We start from the raw sequence: 23,663 nt of genomic DNA on the forward strand, positions 1-23,663 counted from the left end.
AGCAGAGGGCTATTCTACATAGTCTATGATGTCTCCTGGTTTACAATCTAGGGCTTTGCATATCGCTTCGAGGGTTTCGAACCTCACGCCCTTGGCCTTTCCGTTTTTGAGCACGGACAAATTTGCAGGTGTAATGCCAATGGCCTCGGCCAAGTCCATGCTTTTCATCTTTCGCTTGGCGAGCATCACATCGATATTGATAATAATTGGCATACTTTAGATATATAGGTCCTGTTCGTTTTGCAAGGTAAGTCCTTGGTTGAAGATCTCTGATATGATAAAAATGAAAATCCCAAGGAATAGGTGCAGTACCGAGATCAAATACATTTCATTTTCAATTTCGATGAAAAAAGACGAGAAGGTAATCAACAGGGCAGGCAAAAACAGGTTGGCCAAGTAAAATCGTTTTAGTTGGCCAATATTCTCCAAGGTAAACAACTTGTTTTGAAAGAACACCTTGAACACTTTAGAGAGCAGCCAAAAAAATAGGGCATAGGAGAAAACGGGCAGCAAAAATGCAAATACCAAATAGGTAGTGTTACTGTCCAAGATCAAAAATGGACTGTCCGTGAACGGGAAATTGATTGTTGTTTGGTGGTCTTGTATCTGTATGTTGGTTTTACTGATCCAACTAAAAGCACCATATAAGCCTGTAATCAAGTACAACCAGGCCAAGACCCTTGTGATCATATATAGGACTTTGGAAACCAATGCTGTTTTTTTCATTTTATAAAACACTTGTTTGTTGTTGCAAATATATAATAATATATCGTTTTACGATAAAAAAATATTATTTCATTGAAATTGTCTTTCACTCGATACCTTTGGTGGTAGCTCCAAATGAGGATGCTTGATGGGAATTGATTTAGTCAACCAAAAAAACTCAGTTCAATTATCGGTTTGAGGATCAAAATGGCCTTGCGGGAACATAAGCCAAGGATTTTTGTATATTCAAACGATTTTTAGAGCTTGATCACGAAAATCATCAAACCTTAATAGCCAAAAAAAGAAATGGGAGCAAAGAAGATAACTGCAATTGCCTTTTTGATGCTGTCCGCCCTCGTATGGGCACAATCTACTCAAAACGAAAAATGGTCCATTGAAAAGGCCGAAAAATGGTATGCCCAATACCAATGGCTCAATGGGGCCGATTTTATCCCCAGCAATGCCATCAACCAGTTGGAAATGTGGCAAGCGGACACCTTTGATCCCGTGACCATAGATAGGGAGTTGGGCTATGCCGAAGACATTGGCATGAACGTAATGCGGGTATACCTCCACAGTCTGGCCTATAAGCAAGACCCCAAAGGGTTCAAGGAACGGATGGACACATATCTCGATATTTCACAAAAGCGGGGCATCAAAACCATGTTCGTGTTCTTTGACGACGTTTGGGGCAAGGAACCCAAAGTGGGAAAACAGCCAGAGCCCAAGACTGGGACCCACAATTCCGGGTGGATGCAAGACCCGGGAGATCCTGCCTCCAAAGAACCTGCCAATTTCCCTTTTCTGGAAACCTATGTCAAGGATGTATTGGAGACCTTCAAAAACGATGATAGGATATTGCTATGGGATTTATATAACGAACCCGGCAACTCAGGGAAAATTAACGAATCCATGCCTTTGTTGCAGGCCATATTTAAGTGGGCAAGGGAAGTAAACCCCTCACAGCCCCTCTCGGCCGGGATATGGTCATGGGGGTTGGTGGACCTGAATGCTTTCCAGGCGCTCAACTCCGACATCATCACCTACCATCACTACGGTCCTCCTGAAGATCACAAACTGATCATAGAACTCTTAAGGACCCATGGAAGACCCATGATCTGTACCGAATATATGGCACGTACACGGAACAGTCGTTTCTCCAACACCATGCCCATGCTGAAAAAGGAAAACATCGGGGCCATCAATTGGGGGTTGGTAAAGGGAAAGACCAATACCATCTACCAATGGGACACTCCCATCGATAGTGGTGAAGAGCCTGTGGAGTGGTTCCATGACATTTTTAGGAAGGACGGAACGCCCTATCGGCAGGATGAAGTGGACCTCATCAAGAAATTGAATGGGATAAAATAGGGAGTAAAATACTATTCCAATTCGTAGAGCATGGGGCCTCCTTTCACTCCAGCCTTTACTTTACCAGTACTTTTAAGGATGTCCATTTGGAAGATACGCTTCCTGAAGTTCCGTTTGTCCAGTTGAAGGCCTAGAATATCTTCATAAAGGTTTTGCAGCTCGGTCAGGGTGAAGGTCTTGGGCAGCAGTTCGCCCACAACAAGCCTATCTTTGAGGTTGCCCTTTAAAAAAAGATGTGCATCGTGGATGATCTGGGCATGGTCGAATCCCAAATTCTTGGGAATATCATCTATATCGAACCAAGCAATCTGCTCCACGTTTCCCTTTAGGGAAAAGGGATGGTCCTCTGGCTTCACCAAGGCATAGAACGAGACCGTGATGACCCTTTTGATGGGATGCCTGTCCAGCGCCGAATATACTTTCACCTGTTCAAAATGGATGTCCTTCACTCCGGTAAGGGCAAACAGGATTTTACTGGCACAATCTTGGAGAGTTTCATCTGCTTCCATAGCCCCTCCGGGCAACAACCAATGGTCGGTAAACTCACCGACTGCCCTTTTGGTCAAAAGCAGTTTCAAGCGATTGTCAACATACCCAAAAACAGCGATATCCGTGGTTATGGGACACGCAAACGAATCAATGTTTACTTGAAAATTTTGAGGAATTTTAGGCGTGTGGCCACTTTTATTGGTCATTTGTTTTTTTTCGTGAAGCAAAACATATAATTTAGCAAATGTGTCAAAGGTACACAGAAATAACTTTTGAATAAAGAACGCATCAAAAATTTTGGCTTGGGAGAAAAGATGGGAAATGAGTTGTTCAACATTTCGGGAAGAGTGGTCCTGATTACAGGGGGGACGGGTGTTCTGGGAGGAAGTATGGCCGAGTACTTGCTTGACGAAGGCGCAAAAGTCGTTCTCTTGGGACAGACTGAGGCCAAGGTAGAAAGCAAAGTGGAGCAGCTTAAAAAGAAGTACCCAGATGTCATGGGTTTTGCAGGGAACGTCCTCGATAAGGATTTCTTGGAACAGGTGATGGGGAGTATTGTCAAGACTTGGGGGAAACTGGACGTACTGATCAATGCGGCTGGGGGCAACATGCCCGGTGCGGTGATAGGTGAGGGGCAGACCATATTCGATTTGAAGATGGACGACTTTAGAAAGGTTTCCGAACTGAACTTGGATGGTTCCGTGGTCCCTTCCCTGGTTTTTGGAAAGCTAATGGCCGACCAGGGCCATGGGTGTATCCTGAATATATCCTCCATGGCGGCCACTAGGGCACTTACGCGTGTGGTGGGTTATTCCGTGTCCAAAGCTGCCATTGATAATTTCACCAAATGGATGGCCACTGAACTGGCCTTGAAATTTGGAGAGGGATTGAGGGTCAATGCCATTGCGCCAGGATTTTTTATCAGCAACCAGAATAGGAATCTTTTGCTTAACGAGGACGGTAGCTACACCGAAAGGGGCAAGACCATCATTGCCAATACTCCCATGAAACGATTTGGAAAGGCGGATGAATTGCATGGTGCCGTTCATTGGCTCATCAGTGATGCCGCCAGTTTTGTAACGGGTACCATTATTCCAATTGATGGTGGATTTAATGCATTTAGCGGTGTATAGGGATCGTAAAAGCAATATGGGTATGGAGCAGACTTGGCGATGGTACGGACCTGCAGACCCTGTTTCATTGAAAGACATTAAAATGGCCGGAGCGATTGGAATAGTCACTGCCCTGCATGAAATTCCCAATGGCGAGATATGGCCCGTGGAAAAGATCGTGGAACGAAAGGCCCTTATCGAAGCCGAAGGTCTAAGATGGTCGGTCGTGGAATCCCTTCCGGTGCACGAACAGATCAAGACCCGGTCGGGGCATTTTGAAGCTCACATAGAAAATTACAAAAAGAGTCTGGCCCATCTGGCCCAATGCGGAATAGAAGTGGTGTGCTACAATTTCATGCCCGTTCTGGACTGGACCCGCACCGATTTGGCCTATGAAGTGGCAGACGGCTCCAAGGCCTTGGCCTTTGAGTTCAATGCCTTGGCTGCATTTGACCTGTTCATTTTGAAACGCCCCCCTGCACAAGAAAGCTACACACAGGAACAAGTGAGGGCAGCAAGGCAGTATTTTGACGGAATGTCCAAAGCGGCCATCCAAGAGTTGACCAAGAACATCATAGCTGGATTGCCGGGATCTTCGGAAGGTTATCTAGATGCTCAGGGAGATGGGCTTAAAAGGTTCCAATCCATTTTGGACACATACGCTGGCATTGATGCAGATGCCATGCGGAGCAATCTGGTCCATTTTCTCAAGGAAGTAATCCCTGTGGCCGAGGGACATGGGGTGCGCATGTGCATCCACCCCGATGACCCGCCCTTTTCTATCTTGGGCCTGCCCAGGATCATAAGCACCGCTTCCGATTATGACCATATATTCTCGGCAGTGCCATCACTGCACAATGGGTTCACTTTCTGTACAGGTTCGTTGGGGGTCAGGGCCGATAACGACTTGGGAGAAATGTTTGACCAATTTGCGGAAAGGATTCATTTTCTGCACTTGCGAAGCACACTGCGGGACGGCAATGGCAATTTTCATGAAGCCAACCATTTGGAAGGGGATGTGGACATGTTCGATATTGTACAGAGGGCCTTGAAGGAGCAAAATCGACGAAGGCAAGCGGGCCGAAAAGATCATCAGATACCCATGAGGCCCGATCATGGGCATCAAATGCTCGATGATCTTAGCAAGAAGACCAATCCTGGATATTCGGCCATAGGACGACTCAGAGGATTGGCCGAACTAAGGGGACTCATGCTGGGCGTTGAACGGTCCATGCAATCAGGGCCTTCTTAGCAAGGAACTGGAGTGATATGAAAAAATAAATTTTTTTAAGAATGGCACATAGAAAAAACAAAGTAATGTATTTGGCACTGACCCTCTTTTTGGCATGGGCCTGTGAAGAATCCCCAAAGGATGATACCCCTTGGATAGGCCTTTTCGATGGTTCAGCATTGGAAGGTTGGACCCAAAAAGGAGGCAACGCCAAGTATGAGGTAAAAGATGGAGCAATCGTGGGATCTACGGTCCATGATACTCCCAATTCCTTTTTGACCACGGACAAAATGTACGATGACTTCATTTTGGAACTGGATTATAAGGTAGATTCCACCATGAACTCTGGAATCCAGATCAGGAGCAACAGCTTTCCCTACTACCAAAATGGCCGTGTTCATGGCTATCAAATTGAGATTGATCCATCGGATCGGGCTTGGAGTGCAGGTATTTATGATGAAGGTCGGAGGGGTTGGTTGGTCACCTTGGACGATAATCCAGAAGCACAGAAAGCTTTCAAGCAAAATGATTGGAACCATTACCGTATCGAAGCAATCGGGGACACCCTTAAAACATGGATCAATGGGGTGCCTGCCGCCCATTTGATCGATGATAAGACATCGAACGGATTTATCGCCCTTCAGGTGCACAGCATCGGCAAAGATCAGAAAGAAGGTACCGAGATTGCTTGGCGAAACATCAAAATCTTGACCGACAGTCTTTCCAAGTACACCAAGGAGACGCCATTGGCCCCTGTAGTGACCCGGAACCAACTCACCATTGACGAGGCAAAGAATGGTTGGAAACTGCTTTGGGATGGCAAGACTACCAATGGTTGGAGAGGTGCCCGTTTGGACAGCTTTCCAGATAAAGGCTGGATAATGGAAGATGGCGTGTTGACCGTTCTGTCCTCGGGGGGAGAAGAATCGGCTGCCGGAGGGGACATTGTCACCACAGATCTTTATGCCGATTTTGAACTCAAGGTCGATTTTAAACTGACCGAAGGGGCCAATAGCGGTATCAAATATTATGTGAACACCGATTTGAACAAAGGCCCAGGATCATCCATTGGTCTGGAATATCAGATCTTGGATGACGAAAGACATCCAGACGCTAAACTCGGCAACCATGAAGGTAGCCGTACTTTGGCCTCGTTGTATGATTTGATCAAGGCGGACCCCAACAAACCAGCCAATCCTATCGGGGAATGGAACACGGCCCATATCATTTCCAAGGACAACCATGTGGAGCATTGGCTCAATGGCATGAAGGTCTTGGAATATGAGCGGGGAAGCGATGATTTCAAAAAATTGGTCTCCGAAAGTAAGTATGTGGTGTGGCCCAATTTTGGCGAAGCCCCCCAAGGCCCAATTTTATTGCAAGACCATGGGGACAAGGTAAGTTTCAAGAACATTAAGGTAAAATCCATTAACAAGGAGCAGTAATATGGGAACAAGACGCGATTTCATCAAAAAGACAACAACGGGAACCGCAGCCGTCACCTTGGGCGGGTTGGCTTTTCCTTCATGGGCCAACGCCCGAATTTTAGGTGCGAATGACCATATCAACTGTGCCGTAATCGGTGTTAGGAGTAGGGCGAAGGCCCACGTACTGGCCATCCACCAAGATCCCAATGCGAAGATTTTGTACAACTGCGATGTGGACGACACCATTATTGAAGAGCACAATGCCTGGTGCCAAGAACGCATAGGCTATCTGCCCAAAGTGGAAAAGGACTTTCGCAAGATTTTGGAGGACAAGGATGTGGATGCTGTCTTCATTGCGACCCCGGAGCATTGGCATGCGCCCATGGCCATCATGGCCCTTCAAGCAGGAAAACATGTCTATGTGGAAAAACCGTGTAGCCATAATCCCCACGAAAATGACCTTCTCGTAGCTGCCCAGAAAAAATATGGCAAGAAAGTACAGATGGGCAACCAGCAGCGGTCTGCCAAGACGTCCATGATGGCCGTCGAGGATATCCGCAAAGGAGTGATCGGCGAGGTCTTCAAAGGAGAGGCCTATTATTCGAACAACCGGGAATCCATCGGTAAGGGAAAAGCGATAGCTGTGCCACAGACCTTGGATTGGGAACTTTGGCAAGGCCCTGCACCCCGTGAAAACTACAGGGACAACATCCACCCCTATAACTGGCATTGGTTCAGAAATTGGGGTACCGGTGAGATCCATAACAATGGTACCCACGAGATTGATATCTGTCGCTGGGCATTGGGTGTCAACTTGCCCGAAACAGTCACTTCGTTTGGAGGGAAATATACCTATGACGATGACTGGGAATTTGTGGACAACCAACAGGTCACCTATACGTTTCCTGGTGACAAGTTCATCACATGGACATCCCATAGTCGGGGAATCATGAAACCCGAAAGACCGGGTAGGGGAGCTACTATTTATGGTAGTAAGGGAGTTATCGAATTGGACCGTAATTTTTACAAACTATATGATTTGGCCGGAAATCTTATCAAAAATGAAGAAGAGGATTCCATCAGTGCCACTTTGAACACGCAGGGTATTGGAGGATTGGACATTGACCACGTGTCCAATTTCTTCAACGCCATTCGAAAAGATATATCCTTGAATTCCGATATCAATGAAGCCAGTGTTTCCACTATGCTCTGTCATTTGGGAAATATGGCACAAGATGCCGGACATACACTCAAGATCGATACCCAAACGGGCAAGGTGATGAACAGTGATAAGGCTATGGAAAGCTGGAAAAGGGAGTATGAAAATGGATGGGAACCCACACTTTAAACAAACATGAAACGACGTGATTTTATTGTAAAAGGGAGTTTGGCCAGCTCGGCTGCCCTGTATGCCCCGACTGTTTTGGGATATGGGACCCCGAGTGCCAACCAAACCATCAATGTAGGGGTAATCGGCACCGGAGACCGTGGCGGAGGAATGATTCCCTTCATCAACCAAATCCCGAACATGCGGGTAGTAGCTTGTAGCGATATCATACCTTTCAGATTGAGTTCAGGCCTTTCAAAGGTGGACGGAAAGGCAAAGGGCTATTCGGATTATCGAAAATTGTTGGACAACAAGGATGTGGATGCCGTTTTGGTGGCCACTCCGTTCAGTACACATTCCCAAATTGTGGTCGATGCTTTAAAAGCCGACAAGCATGTGTATGGCGAAAAGACCATGGCAAAAGGATATGAAGGCATAAAGGACTTGGTCCATGCTGCAGACACCTCGGACAATATATTCCAGGCCGGTCACCAATACCATAGTTCCAGATTGTACACCCATATCGTAGACGAAATAAAAAAGGGGAAAATAGGCAAAATAACCGCTTTTGAATGCCAATGGAACCGAAATGGTAATTGGAGAAGACCCGTTCCGGACCCCAAATGGGAGCGCATGATCAATTGGCGTATGTACAAAGAGTTTTCCGGTGGCCTTCTGGCCGAACTCTGTTCGCACCAGTTGGACTTTGTCAATTGGGTGTTAGGCTCCATGCCCGAAAGGGTGATGGGAATTGGGGGCATAAACTATTGGAAGGACGGTAGGGAAACGTATGACAATATCCATCTTATCTATAGTTATCCCCAAGGTGTAAGGGCCACGTTTACCTGCCTTACCAGTAATGCCATGGGCGATTACAAGATAAAGGTGCTGGGAGACAAGGGAGCATTTGTGTTGGACTATGTCAAGGCTTGGTTCTATCCCGAGGGCAGCTACCAAAAGGAAGTGGGCGAGGTCGACGGTGTCTCTGGGGCCACCTTGAATTGGGACGAAGGAAAGGGTATTCCCGTTCAGTTTGACCATGAAGACCCAAGCAAGCAAGCATTGATTGATTTTAGGGACAACATAGTAAACAATACCCTTCCCATACCGAATGCCAAGACGGGTGCCATGGCCGCCCTTTGCGTACAGATGGGCCTAGATGCCATGTACAACAATACCATTGTAGAGGCAGACCAAAGGTTTTTGAAAGAAATCTTGGGTTGATCCCAAGTGATTCTTGACAAAAGTGTGATTTTAAAGTAGCATCTTAAGGTATCATTTTATTTACCTATTGATTTATCCATTCTTCACATTCTAGTGTCATTCAGTACACTTAGAATGGAGGAAATTTTTTCCCTCATCTGTTCATTTATCAAGATATTATTTTGGATCTTTCTGAAATTCATTGTGTTACACTCATTTCTTATTTTCTTTTGATCGATTGACCAATCCAAGTACATAGCAAAATTCATTGAATTTCAAGAGTATATATTTATTTGTAAGTTTTTGACTACATTTTTTGTGGTTTTCACAACAAATATCTCTTTTGGCTCAATAATAATTCTACTTTAATGTCAGTATTTCAGTTACTTACGTTTTTGGAGGATGAAATTTTATATCATTTTCATAGGCCTGATCGGTATGGGGCTGCATTTGTGCAGGGCACAGGTCAAGATTGGTGACAACCTACAAACTATAGATGGCTCATCGCTCTTGGAACTGGAAAGTACTTCCAAAACTTTGGTGTTGACCCGGGTCAACCTGTCCCAAATGAACACCATATCCCCATTAAACGGTGCAATGGTCTATAACACTGATGCCAACTGTGTATTCGTATTTGATGGTTTGACATGGAAAAACCTTTGTGGTGCGGGGATTTCCGTGACTACATCTGCCTTGGCTCCCTCTGGAAGCCAGATAGGGGATATATGGATAGATTCAGGCAGTGATGTGGTTAGTGTATGGGACGGAGCGGTTTTTGTGCCCATAGGTTCCAACCCGAAAAGTGGAAATGGTTCTCCATCTCCAATGACGGTGACCAATGCCAATGCAGGCGATATTTATGTGGATAGGACCACTGGCGATCTATTTACCTATGATGGAGCCCAATGGATCATACAAGGAAATGGGATTGTGGCCACAAATGGTCTTACTGAAACCACAAGTAACAACATTGAACTTGGTGGTACGCTCACCAAACCAACCCTTATAGAGACGGACAATACCAATACACTGGCCATAACGGGGTTATCGGAGGACAATGATCCTTCGGATATGTTGGTAACCGTGAATGGCACCACAGGAGTTCTGGGGAAAACCTCCAGGTCATCATTGGTCCAGCGGCAAGAATCGGTGATTGTGGCCAGCAACGGACAAAGCCAGTTTATAACACCAATGACCATTACAGATGCTGAAAAAATAGATGTGTACCGAAATGGCATCAAGATTGGTTTTTCTGTGGTCAATGGCAATACCATCGAATTGGATCCCAATGCCACCTGCTTTCAGGACGATGAGATCCGTATCGTACAAGTTTTTTGATAAAGCTCAATTGAAACAACAAAAAGCACATTTTTAAATCTACAACTATGAAAACAACTAGACAATCAACACTTCTAAAGAAGGCCATTTTTGCCATTGGAATGCTCTCTCTCGGCGTGGCCAGTGCACAACAGACCTCGGGCGATGTCGCTAAAGCGGCCGACATTGATCCTGGGACCACGACCACTGGTGGAGCGGTGCGTGTCGTCGACAACCGCGGGACCATTAAATACCTACAGACCCAGAATGGTATAACACTATTGTCCAATACCACCAATGATGTCACCACGACCACTTGGCAATTGGGCGGAACATTGACCGATGACACCTTTATTGATGTGGATGGCAATGTATTTGGCCTTGACGGCATTGAATTGATCAGTACGGAAGTCCCTTCCACGGATGCAACTACCGAATCTGATCATGGAACGGGAACGGGATATACCATTTTGGTAAGGGACGAGGCTACAGGGGCCGTAAAAAAATTATTGACCTCCGATTTGAGTTTGATCCAAAGCGGCCATGAAAGCTTTACTGCCACGGCAGGACAAACAGCCTATGCCTTGACCGGGAGCCCAACCCTACCTTCCTTCAGTCAAGTTTGGGTCTACAGGAACGGTGCCAAATTGGTGGCCAGTGTGGATTATACCGTGGCGGCATCCACAGTGACTTTGGTGCCCGGTGGGACAGCTCCCAATGATTGGGCAGTTTATGCAGGAGATATCATTGAGGTCCAATTCGTTAGATAGGAAAAAGGGTCAGAGCACTGTTTTTCGATATAGCATTATGTTGGGACGCATTGCTATTGTATCCATTCGTTAAGACCATGGATCGTTCCCGGCGCATACCTTCGATTATGATCAAACATTGGAACTTTGGACATATCATCGTTTTAATGCTCATTTGGGCAGTGCCGATGATTGTCTATACCCAAGAGGTTAGGGTCATCGACAACAAGGGAACGAAAGTATTGGTAAAGAACACCTCCGTGAGCACGGGCACAACTGCTCCATTGGCCCCTGTACAAAACGATATTTGGATCGATACCTCCGATGCAGACCATCAAAGGGTGAAAGTATGGAACGGAAGTGAATGGGCAGAGCTAACGTTTACGGGTATTTCGGGATCTATCTTTTTTGCAGGCCCCGATGGTGTCCCAACGCAGGATAACAATGCACTTTTTTGGGATGCAATCAATGAGAGACTGGGGTTGGGAACTTCATCCCCTACCCAATCTTTGGATGTGAACGGTTATGCCCGAATACGGTCCATGGATGAAGCAGCGACCATGGACCAATTATTGAAAGCCGATTCCAATGGGGTGCTCCATACGTCCAAGGTCAATTTTGGGGGCAGGTGGACCAATACCAATACTACTGAAAACTTGAACGTGACCAATACCGTGGTACCTATTTTTGGCTCCAATGATTATGTGGATGATGGTACGAATCTGTATGAGGTCAGTGGAAACACACTGATTGTAAAGGAAGCCGGGAGGTATGATATTCGGGTCAATATAACTTTGGAGGGGGTTGATGACAGTCTCTTGACCACTACTGAGTTCGATACGAATGTCAATGTGCGCTTGGCCATAAACGGCACCCCAATTGGGTCCTTCGGAGCAACAGGACATATCAGTTTTGATAATTTCAACAACTTCTCCAGTGTCCATTTGAACGATATCTTGGAACTGGGTGCCAATGATGTGATCACGATCATTTCCTATAGGGAGGCCAATTCGGGTACTGTTCGTTTGTACAGTAGTGGCACGTCGAGTTTCGTTATCAACAAACTGCGTTGACCTATGGAGCGAGCAACTCTTTTATTTTTTCTTTTGACTGTGTATGCTGCAATGGCTCAGGATGGGTTGCGGAGTATAGGAGCTTTAAGGATACATGATGCCGGAGGATTGGGACTTTATGCAAGCTTGGTGAATGATGGGGTTCTGGACAACAACCAAGGCCTTGTAGGTTTCTATGGGGATAACGATATAACGGTTGCAGGGGCTTTTTCCCCAGTCTTCCATGATATCGAGGTAATGGCCAACAGTGGAGTTCAATTGGCTATTGCAATGGGAGTGGAAAACAATATCAATTTCATTCAGGGGGATATTAGGACCCCAAGGACGAACGCTTCAACAGCCCTTATTTTTGAGCAGGATGCCTTTTATACCGGTGCTGGCAACATGGGTAAAGTAGATGGATACGTTGTCATAAAAAATCAACAAAACTTCATTTTTCCGGTAGGGGATGAGGAGCAGTTGCGCCCCTTGATTTTGGATTCGGAAAATAGCAATAGCACTTCAAGTTGTGCATATTTTTATAAAAACCCTAATTGGGATACCAATGCCAAAGAAACTACTCTGCAACGCATCGGCAACAGGGAGTTTTGGCGTTTGGAAGGGTCAGTTCCATCTTCGATCCAAATATCTTGGAACGAACGAAGTATCATTTCCCTATTGACGAACAATATTGATGTAATTGTCGTAGTGGGTTGGAGCAAATCCAATCATCAATGGGAAAGCTTGGGAGGAAACGCTGTTGGAGATCTATCCCAAGGCATGGCCGTTTCCAATTCTTTTGTGCCCAATGATTATGAGGCACTTACTTTTGGGTCAGCAAACGTTCCTAAGCAGATGATGGACCTTCCCAATTATTTGTTGACCCCCAACGGCGATGGTATCAACGACTTTCTCAAAATCGATGAGTTGGAACAATCACCCCATAACCATTTGCGCATCTATGACCGCAATGGTTTGTTGGTCTTTGACAAAGAAAACTACACCAATGAATTCAATGGGTATGCTACGGAAGGTGACATGGTGATCAACCGTGGTAGTGGTCTGCCATCAGGCGTCTATTTCTATCTGGTCCAATTGCATGACCTCAATTTGGAATATCAAGGATATTTATACTTGGCGAACAACTGATTCCAGGAACTGAACATTTTTTAGTGGCTGCCCACACCCTCGAAAGTCATTTTTATCGGTTTGATGGTGCCATCCGCATTGAACTCCATTTTGTCCATACAAGTGACCCGGTGATCACGATCTAGGTTTGGGATGGGCCTTCTGTGATAGACAATGATCCATTCATCCGTACCTGGCCTGTTGATCACGGAGTGGTGCCCGGCACCCGTGGCAATGTCGCCTTCCTTGGATTCCAGAATAGTTCCAATACGCTTATAGGGGCCTGTGGGTTTGTCTGCCATGGCATAGGCCACTTTGTAACTTCCATTGGTCCATCCACCTTCGGACCACATGAAATAATAGATTCCGTTGCGCTTGAACATGAACGGGCCTTCCACGTAGCCCTCGGGCGTGATTTCCTTGAACAAGTTGCCATCCTCCCAAGGTAGGAAACCAGTAAAATCCGCATTGAGTTGCCCAAGATTGCAATGGCTCCAGCCCCCATAGAAAAAATAGTAAGTGCCCTGATCTTCAAAAACAAATTGATCAATGGGCTGGGCATTGTTGTGGAATTCAGAAATAAGGGGCTTGCCCAAAAGATCTTCAAAAGGCCCACTGGGGCTGTTGGCGACAGCTACCCCAATACCTCCAAAATGATTGATGTCATTGTTGGGGTCGTATCCGTCCCTACCCGGTCTTTGGATGTCATTTGCCCCAAAGAACAGGTAATATTTTTCGTCCTTTTCAATAATGGAAGGTGCCCACAGGGCCTGTCGCAACCATTTGATCTTGGTGGTGTCCAAGATCCGTTCATGCTTCTGCCAATGGACAAGGTCCTTGGATGAAAAGGCATCAAAATGAAGCTGCTTGTCATAGTCATCGGAAAAAGTGGGATACACCCAATAGGTGTCCCCGAAAACGATTCCTTCAGGGTCGGCATACCATCCCTCAAAAATAGGGTTGTTGTGTTGCTTTTCGTTGGATGTTTGTGCAAACGCCCAGCCACTCAGCAGTAAGTTGCCTACTAAAAAAAGAACCTTGGTTTTCATGGTATATTGCTTTGTTGAATTGATGGCTAACCACAAAGATTGCAGCAAAGCCACCCCAATAATATGACAATAAATGCATTTCTGAAATTATTTCATCGAAGGCTGAAGATCTCTTAGGTTGGTTTCCAGTACATTTTACAGCCCAAAAAAGGAATTGTGGATAAAAAATTTGTTCTTAATCCGAAATTTGTAAATTGCAATGAGCAATTCTTTGCATTTTTCAAAAATGACCCCAGAATATTCACATAACCTCAAAATGAAAACCGCATCGGATTATGGTGATGAGGATGATTTCAATGTGATGTATGGTTTTTATCGGCCTAAGCTCTTCGTGATAGTGAATAGCTATATCCCTTCACGGGAAGATGCCGAAGAAATTGTGCACGATGTTTTGGTGAAGCTGTGGGAAAAAAAGAAAACCCTGAAAATACATTCCAATTTTACGGGCTACGTCTATAGCATGACACGAAATGCTTGTCTGGATTACCTCCGTACCCGAAAGAACCAACTTTCAAAGGAAATGACCATGGAGCAGCAAGAGTTCTGGTTGAACCATGGTGCTCTGGCCGATGATGCAGCCTCGTCCATTTTGGCTGAAGAATTGGAAGCCTTGGTGGATATGGCCATAGGACAGCTTCCCGAAAAATGCAAACGGGTCTTTGTGAAGAGCCGGATGGATGGTCTCAGCCACCAAGAGATTTCAAGAGAACTCCAAATTTCTCCCAAAACAGTGGAGAACCACATTACCAGGGCTTTAACGCAATTCAGGGTAGCCCTGAAGGACTATTTGCCATCTATTTTTCTATAAAATCCACAACCCGACTAGGGGGTACTTTTCTTTTTTACGTCCTGTTTATAAATACTGTTCTTAAACTACGATGAACAAGAAGGATATCATTGCATTGGTGGAAGACCGTCTACCTGCGGAAAAAAAGCAGGAAGTGATCAAGTGGTTGCTCAAGAACCCCAAGCAACAACAACGTTACCACATCCTAAAGGCCAAGCATGTGGCCAAGTTGTTGAGAAAAAGTGGGGATGATAGGACGCAAAAGCCAGGAACAATTCAAACTAGATGGTACAAGTATGCTGGATATGCAGCAGGTATTGCCTTTTTGCTCTCTTTGGCGTATGTGCTGATGATACCAAAAAATGGCGTGGAAACACCGGTATATGCTACAACGGAGACCGTCACTTCTATTGGGGAATACAGAACGGTGGAACTTTCCGATGGCACCAAAATAACCCTGAATGCCAACACGACACTTTCATATCCCAAAACCTTCTCTGGGGAATCCAGGGAAGTCAGTCTAAAAGGTGAGGCATTTTTTGATGTGGCGCACAATCCAGATAAACCATTCGTGGTATCAACGGACAATGGCATGAAAATCCAAGTATTGGGAACAGTTTTTAACGTAAGGTCATATCCGGAAGACCTTAACGTGGAAACCACATTGGTCTCGGGAAAGGTGAAAGTTGTGGAGGAGAAGGACCAAAAAACAGTGGTGCTGAACCCATCCCAAAGGGCTACCTATGTAAAAAATGAGGACAAGCTTATTGTGGACAATGTCCAGACGGAAAATTTTACCGCTTGGCGACAAGGCAAGCTCATTTATGACGAGACCCCTATCCGGCAGGTGATCGGGGATCTAAAAAGGAAGTACAGGATTGCGATTTCTGTCGAATCCCCCAAAATAATGGATTATAAATACACCGGGGAATTTGACAACCTGAGCATTGAGCAGATCATGGACCTATTCGAGGTTTCCTCGCCGATACTATATAAAATGAAAGACAACCAAATAACATTGTATATGGAGAACTAAGCAAAAAAAGAAAGGGAAGTGCTGCAACACTCCCCTTTCGGCAAAAATTATTTAATCACATAGTAATTAAACAACGTAAACTCATCAAAATTATGGAAAAAAAGGAACATTTTTTTTCAAAGATTCCAATTGTCAGGATAATGAAAATCTATTTAATCTTAGTGGCGCTTACTTTGGCTAAGTTATTCGCTTCAAAAGCAAATGCCCAAAATATTTCGTTGGAAGTAAATAATGTAAGGTTAAAAAGGATATTGAACGAAATAGAACGCAAGAGCGACTTCAGTTTTTTCTACAATAATAGCATTGTGGATGTATATACGAAGAAATCACTCAAGGTTGAAAACAAAACAGTTGATGAAGTATTGCATGAACTGTTTTCTGGGTCGGATATCGATTTCAGCTTTGTCAGGGACCAGATCATCCTTTTTCCCAAGAACAACCCGGAAGTAAAACGGAAAATAGAAAGCCTGCTCAATAAACACGTGGACAGGTTGCCCACTTCACTGAGCCCCGACAAGATCAACGAACTCATCAGGACCTCCATACAGTTTACCGTGAGTGGTAAGGTGACTGATAATGCGGGAACTCCCATCCCAGGGGTGTCTATATTGGTCAAGGGCACTTCCAAGGGAACAACCACCGACTTTGATGGCAATTATAGTATCATGGCAGATTCTGGTGATGTGCTGATGTTCAGTTATATAGGCTTTACCACCCAAGAAATCGAAGTGGGTGATGAAGAGGCCATCAATATCGTGCTCAGGGAAAATGTTGCGGCATTGGACGAAGTGGTTGTCGTAGGATATGGAACACAAAGGAAATCGGACCTGACCGGAGCGGTCGGTGCCGTGGACAGCGAAACCCTATTGAAAGCCCCAGTGAGCAATGCACTTCAGGGAATGAGGGGCAAAATTGCCGGTGTGAACGTGTTTTTGAACTCGGGATCGCCAACAGGATCGCCAAGGATCGTGATTCGGGGGGTAGGTACCATCAACTCTTCCACAGACCCATTATATGTTGTGGATGGGGTGGTCATGGATGATATCCAGTTCATCAACCCCAACGATATAGAGCGCATGGAAGTATTGAAAGATGCATCCTCCGCTGCGATTTATGGAGCAAGAGGTGCCAATGGCGTTGTGTTGATAACCACCAAACGTGGGACCAAGGAAAGCAAGGTGGCCATTGGATATGATGGTTTTTTAAGTGTGGGACACATTCGCAAAAAAATGGATCTGCTCAATGCTGAGGAGTGGTTGGAAGTTGTAAGGACAGGTATGGAAAATACGCCAAAATACCGACCTGGCGACCCAGCCCCAATTTTCACGACCAACGACCCCAACCTTTTTGATGCAGAAGGAAATCCTCTTTATGATACCGATTGGCAAGATGAGGCCACCCGTACCGCATATTCCAATAACCACCAATTGTCCATCCAACAGGGCAATGACAAATCTTCCGTCGGGGTATTCCTCAACTATTCGCACATCGAGGGAATCATGTTGAACAACAAACTGGATAGGATCAGTGGCAAGATCGCCTATGATGTTACCCCGAAAGATTGGTTAAAGCTGGGCGTGAACCTTTTGGTAAATGATGTAAAGGATACTGAATTTGAAGAAGGTGGTGGAGGTCAATCGCCAAGGAGGACCATGATAGAAATGCCCCCGATCTTCCCGGTGAAATTTCCCGATGGCACATGGAGCAATAGCCAGATGATCGATGACGCATACAATTTGGAGTCCATGTCCAACCCAGTCCATGTCCTGGAAACACAGGAGAGATTCTGGGAGAGGAACCAGATATTCGGAAACTTCTATGCAAGTTTCAACATCATGCCAGGGCTGGATTTCAGGACGCAGTTTGGTTTTGACAAGAATATCAGGAACAAAAAAGAATATTCCCCAAGGGATTTGGTGAACATTTCTGCCCCCGATGGGTATGCCAGGATATTCAATGAAAAGAGTACCTACTGGCAGCAGGAAAATTATTTGACCTATAATAAGGAGTTTGGTGCCCACAGGATCAATACCATGTTGGGTCTGAGCTGGCAGGAACGCAACTACGAATCCTCCAACATTTTTGCCAGAGGGTTCAGCGATGACTTTTTCCGCTATAACAACATAGGATCGGCCAGCAACCCAAGTGCTCCTGAGTCTTCAACAGAAAAATGGGCATTGAATTCCTACTTTGTACGTGCCGGTTACACCTATAAGGACAAATATTTGTTGACCCTTACAGGAAGGATCGATGGTTCTTCACGCTTTGGAAAAGACAATAAATATGGATTCTTCCCTTCCATTGGAGCAGGTTGGAACATCAGTGAGGAAAGTTTTATGGAAGGAGTTTCGGCCATCAACCGTCTTAAATTGCGTGGTAGTTATGGAATTACGGGTAATACCGAAATTTCCCCCTATAGCTCATTGGCAACGGTTTCTTCTGGAACGGTTCTCTTGAACGGCACCAGAGTCAGTTCCAGTTCAGTGAACCGTTTGGCAAATCCAGGTCTGGAATGGGAAAAGACCAGTCAATTTGATATTGGGATCGATCTTGCAGCATTTGATTATAGGTTGAGCTTGGAGTTTGACTATTATGACAAGTTGACCAAAGATCTATTGTTGGATAGACCTGTACCCTATACTTCAGGATTCACTTCCGTTAGGGACAATATCGGTTCCGTTTCCAATAAAGGTATTGAATTGATGATTACTGGCGAGATAATCCGAACTGCAGATTTTGGTTGGGAATCATCCTTTAATATGAACTACAACAAGAACAAGATCGAGAGTTTGGGCGAGAACGATGAAGATATCGAGCCAGGACCATTTTGGGTGTCAGGTAGCCAGACCATACTTAGGGTAGGGGAATCCCTTAGCTCTTTTTGGGGTTACGAGCGCTTGGGAACCTGGGGCACCGATGAAGCTGCCGAAGCGGCATTGGTAGGAGCGGTTCCAGGTGAGGCCAAACGATCTGCGGACAAGAAAATTCTTGGAAAAGGATTGCCAGACGTTACAGGTAGTTTCATCAACACCTTCCGTTATAAAAACTTTGACTTCACTGCGGACATCCAATTTGTGGCTGGCGTGGAAATCATGCAGCAATTCTATCACTCTACGGAAGACCGTTCGGGAATTGCCAACGGATTGGCGACCATTCTCTATGATGGATGGACAGAGAGCAACCAAAACACCATGGTACAGGAAATCAGGAACCAGGCCTATGCCGGGCAGAACAGCCAAGTAGATAGCAGATGGGTGGTCGATGGATCCTATATCAGGGGAAATCTTTTCTCTTTGGGATATAATTTCAACCAACAGTTTTTGGATTTGTTGGGCATGGATCGCCTAAGGGTGTATGCCAGTTTGGAAAATGCCTTTGTGATCCACTCCAAGGACTTCCAAGGATATGATCCTGAAGCCACCTCATGGGGAGGAAATCAATGGGGACAGAACATCTTTTTCTTCCAATACCCCAAACCTAGGACTTTCACCTTGGGTTGCAGCCTCAAATTTTAATACATAAAAGAAAACATCATGAGAATTAAATATATAGTATTTCTAATCGGAATAATTTTATTCGGTTCCTGTTCGGACTTTTTGGAAGAGAAACCGCTGAGCGAACTCGACAGCGACCAATTTTTTTCTGAACCGGACCATGCGTACAGTGCTGTCAACTCGTTGTATAGAACGGGATCTCCGAACATGACGGATGGAGGCGTCTACAGTGGTACGCCCCTCATGTTGGGCGGTTATATGTCCGGCTATTTTACCAATGAATATGCGGGTCAGGAACTGCATGTGAGCAATACCCAAGAGTTGACCCTGAACGGTGACAATATAGGGGGCTATCTCCAGGACAGATGGAGAGAGCTTTATTTGGGAATATCAAGGGCAAACAATGCCATAAAGTATATCCCGGAGACCCCTGAGCTCAGTGATGCTGCAAAAAATCAATTATTGGCAGAAGCTAAGTTTTTCAGGGCCTTTTCCTACTACTATTTGGTCAGGTGGTTTGGTCCGGTACCTATCACAACAGAGCCCTACGAATCCTTGGAAAACCTTTACTTGGAAAGAAGTTCCGTTGCAGATGTCTATGAGCTTATCGAAAGCGATTTGAAGGAAGCTCTAGAACAAGGCGGTTTGTCAACTACAAACATGGTTGATAATGGTAAACGCATTACTGCCGGGGCAGTGGCTACCCTGTTGGCCGATGTGTATCTCACCATGAGTGGAAACCCATTGAATGCGGACAGGTATGGAGACGCTGCCACATTGGCCCAAGAAATCATCAACGGCACCTATGGCACCTATGGCCTGGTACAACATGATGAATCATCCCCAGGAGTTATCGACTTTGAAAATTCTGCATACAACAAGATCAGAAAAGCAGATGCATCTGCGGTTGAGCATATCTATATCAAGGAATACGACCCGGAAATCGGAACATCCGTATATCCCCGATATTCATATCCCGTGGCCCTCGCTTCGGAAGTACTTTACGATATCACCAATGGTGGCTATTTGCCTTCTGAAGGATTTCTTGATCTTTATGATCCCACCCTTGACCTCAGGGCCCAGGAAAGACAGTTTTTTCATACCGTTTTTGAGCCTACAGGCCAAACTTTTGCCCCCGCTCCATTTGTATGGCATGATGACACGGCCATTTTTGAAACTGCAAATTCAGGAAAAGATTTTGCGGTCTATGGCTATGCAGATGTATTGTTGATAGCTGCCGAAGCTATGGCACGGTCCAATGGGGTAAGTGCCGATGCTGTCAACTATTTGGCGCAGGTACGTTCCAGGGCTTATTGGGAAACCGATTTGGCCGATATAGAGGCCAGCCTGTCTGGATTGGGAACAGAAGCCTTTGTGGAAGAAGTATGGAAGGAAAGGCACAGGGAATTGGTGTTCGAATTTAGGACATGGTTCGACATTGTCCGAACAGGTCAGTTTCCTGTGGCAGATGCACCAGGATCTATATCTTTCGTAAGTGCTGTGGGCCATACTACAGAAAGAGGGAAATCAATAGAACAAAAGCATATGCTTTTGCCATTGCCCGGGCCAGAACTACAAAGAAACCCAAGTCTAGGAACAGACAACAATGGGTATTGATCTTATCAAAAATAAATCAAGGAATTAGTCTAGGGAACACTCCCTATTCGGTTAATGAACAGTCCACTGACCAAGAACCTAATACAGGTAATGGTCAGTGGCACTGATCAACATATATATCAAAAAAAGAGGAACAATGCAGATAAAGGAGAACAGTACGGTATACGATGCGATAGTGGTCGGATCGGGAGCTGGTGGCGGTATGGCGACCAAGGTACTTGCCGATGCGGGCCTTAAAGTGGCCGTGGTCGAGGCAGGCCCTTTTTTCGACCCTGCGGACCCGGAGCAGAAGACGCAGCTGCGCTGGCCGTACGAGTCGCCCAGGCGTGGAGCGGGCACAGTGCGGCCCTTCGGGGATTTCGATGCCGCCTATGGGGGCTGGGAGATAGAAGGGGAGCCCTACACGCACAAGGACGGCACCAAGTTCGATTGGTTCCGTTCACACATGCTCGGCGGTCGCACGAACCACTGGGGGCGGATATCGCTCCGTTTCGGCCCGGACGACTTCAAGCACAAGAGCATCGATGGGCATGGGGATGACTGGCCCATCAGCTATGACGATGTAAAGCCCTATTACGACAAGGTGGACAAGCTGATCGGGGTGTTCGGCACCAACGAGGGGCTCCGCAACGACCCTGACGGATTCTTCCTTCCCCCGCCAAAACCAAGATTGCACGAGCTGTTCTACATCAAGGGGGCGAAGAAGTCCGGGGTGCCGGTGTACCCCTCACGGATGTCGATGCTCACCAAGCGTATCAACAACGAGCGCGGGGTGTGCTTCTATTGCGGACAGTGCTCAAGGGCCTGTCAGGTGTATGCGGACTTTTCGGCAGGTACCTGCCTGATCTTCCCAGCGCAGAAGAGCCGTGGCCAGGTGGACCTGTTCGTGAACTGTATGGTGAGGGAGGTCACCGTGGACAGCGAAGGGCGTGCCACGGGCGTGTCCTATATCAACAAGGAGGACCGCAAGGAATACAAGCTCAAGGGCAGGGTAGTGGTGCTCGGAGCCTCGGCCTGTAGCACGGCCCGCATCCTGTTGAACTCCAAGAGCCCACAGCACCCCAACGGACTGGGCAACAGCAGCGACCATGTGGGCAAATACCTGCACGACTCCACGGGCGGTGACCTGATGGCCTTCGTGCCCGACCTGATGAACCGCAAGGTGTCCTACAACGAGGACGGGGTGGGCGGTATGCACGTCTATTCCCCCTGGTGGGGCGACAACTCCAAGTTGGACTTTCCCCGGGGCTACCACATCGAGATATGGGGCGGCATGGGGATGCCCGGCTATGGTTTCGGTTTCAACGTGAACGAGTTCAACAAGTTCTTCGGGACAAAAGTGGGCGGCTATGGGGACATCCTCAGGAGCGATGCCAAGAAATACTACGGGGCGGTGGTGGGCCTCAGCGGGAGGGGGGAATCCATCGCCCTGAAGGACAACTACTGCGAGATCGACCCTGCGGTGGTGGACGAATGGGGGATTCCCGTATTGCGCTTCCACTACAAATGGTCGGACAACGAACGTAAGCAGGCCAAGCACATGCAGGACTCCTTCGAGGAGATCCTGACCAACATGGGCGGTGAGGTGATCGGTGGCAAGGCAGGAAAGGAACGGGACTATGGACTCCACGCTCCCGGTCGGATCATCCACGAGGTGGGCACCACCCGAATGGGGGACGACCCAAAGACCTCGGTGACCAACAGGTACCAACAGTTGCACGACGTGGACAATGTCTTTGTGGTGGACGCCGGGGTGTTCACCTCGCAGGCGGACAAGAACTGTACCTGGACCATATTGGCGCTCTCGTGGAGGGCCTCGGAATACATAGTGGAGCAATTGAAACAACAAAACCTGTAAGGAAATGGACAGAAGGAAGAGTCTGAAATCGATAGTATTGGGGTCCGTGGCCGGAGGATTGGCCATACATGGCTGCAGGCCGGAGCCCACAGTTCCTGAAGTAGGGGCACAAGAGGTCCCTATGCTGAAGTGGCGGACGCCGAAGGAGAACGAACAGCTGGCCGAACTGCATGCAGAGCAGTTTTTCAATCCCCATGAGGCGGAGACCCTCACGGTGCTGTGTGACCTGATATTGCCCGGCAGCGAGGAATATAAAAGTGCCTCGGATGCAGATGTGGTATCTTTCATAGAGTTCATGGCCAAGGACATGCCAACGATGCAGGTGGACCTTCGCGGTGGCCTGATGTGGCTTGACCACAGGAGCAACCTGGACCATGGGGTTGAGTTCAAGGCGGCCACCAAAGAACAGCAGAAGGCCATATTGGACACCATTGCGTATTATGACCCGGAGGTGCCGGGCAACGAGCGGCCCTTTGAAGTGAACTTCTTCTCCATGGTAAGGAACCTGACCATGACAGGGTTCTACACCTCGAAGATCGGGATAGAGGAGCTGGGCTACAAAGGGAACATGCCCAATGTGTGGGACGGGGTGCCGGACGATGTACTGGAACAGCACGGGGTGTCCTATGACCCGGAGTGGCTGGCCAAGTGCGTGGACCAAAGCAAGCGCAACATCGTGGCCGAATGGGACGAGAACGGAAATTTGATTAC

20 protein-coding genes are annotated in these 23,663 nt (G+C 46.7%); 16 read left to right on the forward strand and 4 right to left on the reverse strand.

All coding sequences use genetic code 11. The features are described from left to right. Window positions 1–9: 9 nt before the first annotated feature. Window positions 10–213, reverse strand: a complete 204-nt coding sequence (locus D2V93_RS07135) for a helix-turn-helix domain-containing protein (protein WP_072882958.1) — start codon at window positions 211–213, stop codon at window positions 10–12. Window positions 214–216: 3 nt separating this feature from the next. Continuing rightward, complete coding sequence (locus D2V93_RS07140) at window positions 217–726, reverse strand: DUF2975 domain-containing protein (protein ID WP_119618954.1); 510 nt, start codon at window positions 724–726, stop codon at window positions 217–219. Between the two features lie 285 nt (window positions 727–1,011). On the opposite strand from D2V93_RS07140, the gene D2V93_RS07145 reads away from it, so the two are divergent. Continuing rightward, window positions 1,012–2,076: a cellulase family glycosylhydrolase gene (locus D2V93_RS07145; RefSeq protein WP_119618955.1), complete on the forward strand. Its 1,065-nt coding sequence runs from the start codon at window positions 1,012–1,014 to the stop codon at window positions 2,074–2,076. Window positions 2,077–2,087: 11 nt separating this feature from the next. Here D2V93_RS07145 and D2V93_RS07150 read toward each other — a convergent pair whose 3' ends face one another. After that, entirely contained in the window at window positions 2,088–2,771 is a 684-nt protein-coding gene (locus D2V93_RS07150) for an NUDIX hydrolase (RefSeq protein ID WP_147377380.1), read from the reverse strand. A gap of 96 nt (window positions 2,772–2,867) precedes the next feature. On the opposite strand from D2V93_RS07150, the gene D2V93_RS07155 reads away from it, so the two are divergent. From D2V93_RS07155 to D2V93_RS07195, 9 genes are all read left to right on the forward strand, one after another. Next, window positions 2,868–3,698 carry an SDR family oxidoreductase gene (locus tag D2V93_RS07155; protein ID WP_313791662.1) on the forward strand — a complete coding sequence of 277 codons (831 nt, stop codon included), beginning with the start codon at window positions 2,868–2,870 and terminating at the stop codon, window positions 3,696–3,698. 16 nt (window positions 3,699–3,714) lie between these two features. Further along, window positions 3,715–4,929, forward strand: a complete 1,215-nt coding sequence (gene uxuA, locus D2V93_RS07160; RefSeq protein ID WP_119618969.1) for a mannonate dehydratase — start codon at window positions 3,715–3,717, stop codon at window positions 4,927–4,929. A 41-nt stretch (window positions 4,930–4,970) separates the two neighbouring features. Then, complete coding sequence (locus D2V93_RS07165) at window positions 4,971–6,353, forward strand: 3-keto-disaccharide hydrolase (RefSeq protein WP_245978122.1); 1,383 nt, start codon at window positions 4,971–4,973, stop codon at window positions 6,351–6,353. Window position 6,354: 1 nt separating this feature from the next. Beyond that, the gene (locus D2V93_RS07170; protein ID WP_119618957.1) at window positions 6,355–7,683 is read left to right on the forward strand and encodes a Gfo/Idh/MocA family oxidoreductase; all 1,329 of its coding nucleotides are present in this window, start codon (window positions 6,355–6,357) and stop codon (window positions 7,681–7,683) included. A gap of 6 nt (window positions 7,684–7,689) precedes the next feature. Then, a complete protein-coding gene (locus D2V93_RS07175) occupies window positions 7,690–8,886 on the forward strand; it encodes a Gfo/Idh/MocA family protein (RefSeq protein ID WP_119618958.1) in 1,197 nt (398 codons plus the stop codon). 381 nt (window positions 8,887–9,267) lie between these two features. Further along, window positions 9,268–10,203, forward strand: a complete 936-nt coding sequence (locus tag D2V93_RS07180) for a hypothetical protein (protein ID WP_119618959.1) — start codon at window positions 9,268–9,270, stop codon at window positions 10,201–10,203. A 47-nt stretch (window positions 10,204–10,250) separates the two neighbouring features. Further along, window positions 10,251–10,952 (forward strand): hypothetical protein, encoded by a 702-nt coding sequence (locus D2V93_RS07185; RefSeq protein WP_147377381.1) that lies wholly within the window; start codon window positions 10,251–10,253, stop codon window positions 10,950–10,952. A gap of 107 nt (window positions 10,953–11,059) precedes the next feature. Next, on the forward strand, window positions 11,060–12,004 hold the full coding sequence (locus D2V93_RS07190) for a hypothetical protein (protein WP_147377382.1): 945 nt from the start codon (window positions 11,060–11,062) through the stop codon (window positions 12,002–12,004). A 3-nt stretch (window positions 12,005–12,007) separates the two neighbouring features. After that, window positions 12,008–13,132: a gliding motility-associated C-terminal domain-containing protein gene (locus tag D2V93_RS07195; protein ID WP_245978123.1), complete on the forward strand. Its 1,125-nt coding sequence runs from the start codon at window positions 12,008–12,010 to the stop codon at window positions 13,130–13,132. A gap of 20 nt (window positions 13,133–13,152) precedes the next feature. Here D2V93_RS07195 and D2V93_RS07200 read toward each other — a convergent pair whose 3' ends face one another. After that, window positions 13,153–14,160 carry a glycoside hydrolase family 43 protein gene (locus D2V93_RS07200; RefSeq protein ID WP_119618963.1) on the reverse strand — a complete coding sequence of 336 codons (1,008 nt, stop codon included), beginning with the start codon at window positions 14,158–14,160 and terminating at the stop codon, window positions 13,153–13,155. 199 nt (window positions 14,161–14,359) lie between these two features. Here D2V93_RS07200 and D2V93_RS07205 point away from each other — a divergent pair, with 199 nt between their 5' ends. The 6 genes from D2V93_RS07205 to D2V93_RS07230 form a co-directional block, all read left to right on the forward strand. Further along, window positions 14,360–14,968 carry an RNA polymerase sigma-70 factor gene (locus tag D2V93_RS07205; protein ID WP_083569781.1) on the forward strand — a complete coding sequence of 203 codons (609 nt, stop codon included), beginning with the start codon at window positions 14,360–14,362 and terminating at the stop codon, window positions 14,966–14,968. Window positions 14,969–15,038: 70 nt separating this feature from the next. Beyond that, entirely contained in the window at window positions 15,039–15,983 is a 945-nt protein-coding gene (locus D2V93_RS07210; protein WP_119618964.1) for a FecR family protein, read from the forward strand. A 140-nt stretch (window positions 15,984–16,123) separates the two neighbouring features. Beyond that, complete coding sequence (locus tag D2V93_RS07215; RefSeq protein ID WP_245978125.1) at window positions 16,124–19,498, forward strand: TonB-dependent receptor; 3,375 nt, start codon at window positions 16,124–16,126, stop codon at window positions 19,496–19,498. Between the two features lie 18 nt (window positions 19,499–19,516). Beyond that, a complete protein-coding gene (locus D2V93_RS07220) occupies window positions 19,517–21,094 on the forward strand; it encodes a RagB/SusD family nutrient uptake outer membrane protein (protein WP_119618966.1) in 1,578 nt (525 codons plus the stop codon). A gap of 136 nt (window positions 21,095–21,230) precedes the next feature. Continuing rightward, window positions 21,231–22,952: a GMC family oxidoreductase gene (locus D2V93_RS07225; RefSeq protein ID WP_119618971.1), complete on the forward strand. Its 1,722-nt coding sequence runs from the start codon at window positions 21,231–21,233 to the stop codon at window positions 22,950–22,952. Between the two features lie 4 nt (window positions 22,953–22,956). Further along, window positions 22,957–23,663: gluconate 2-dehydrogenase subunit 3 family protein (locus D2V93_RS07230; protein WP_119619066.1), on the forward strand; the 707-nt coding region annotated here is incomplete at its 3' end.

The organism is Flagellimonas taeanensis, assembly GCF_003584105.1.
GTDB lineage: Bacteria > Bacteroidota > Bacteroidia > Flavobacteriales > Flavobacteriaceae > Flagellimonas > Flagellimonas taeanensis.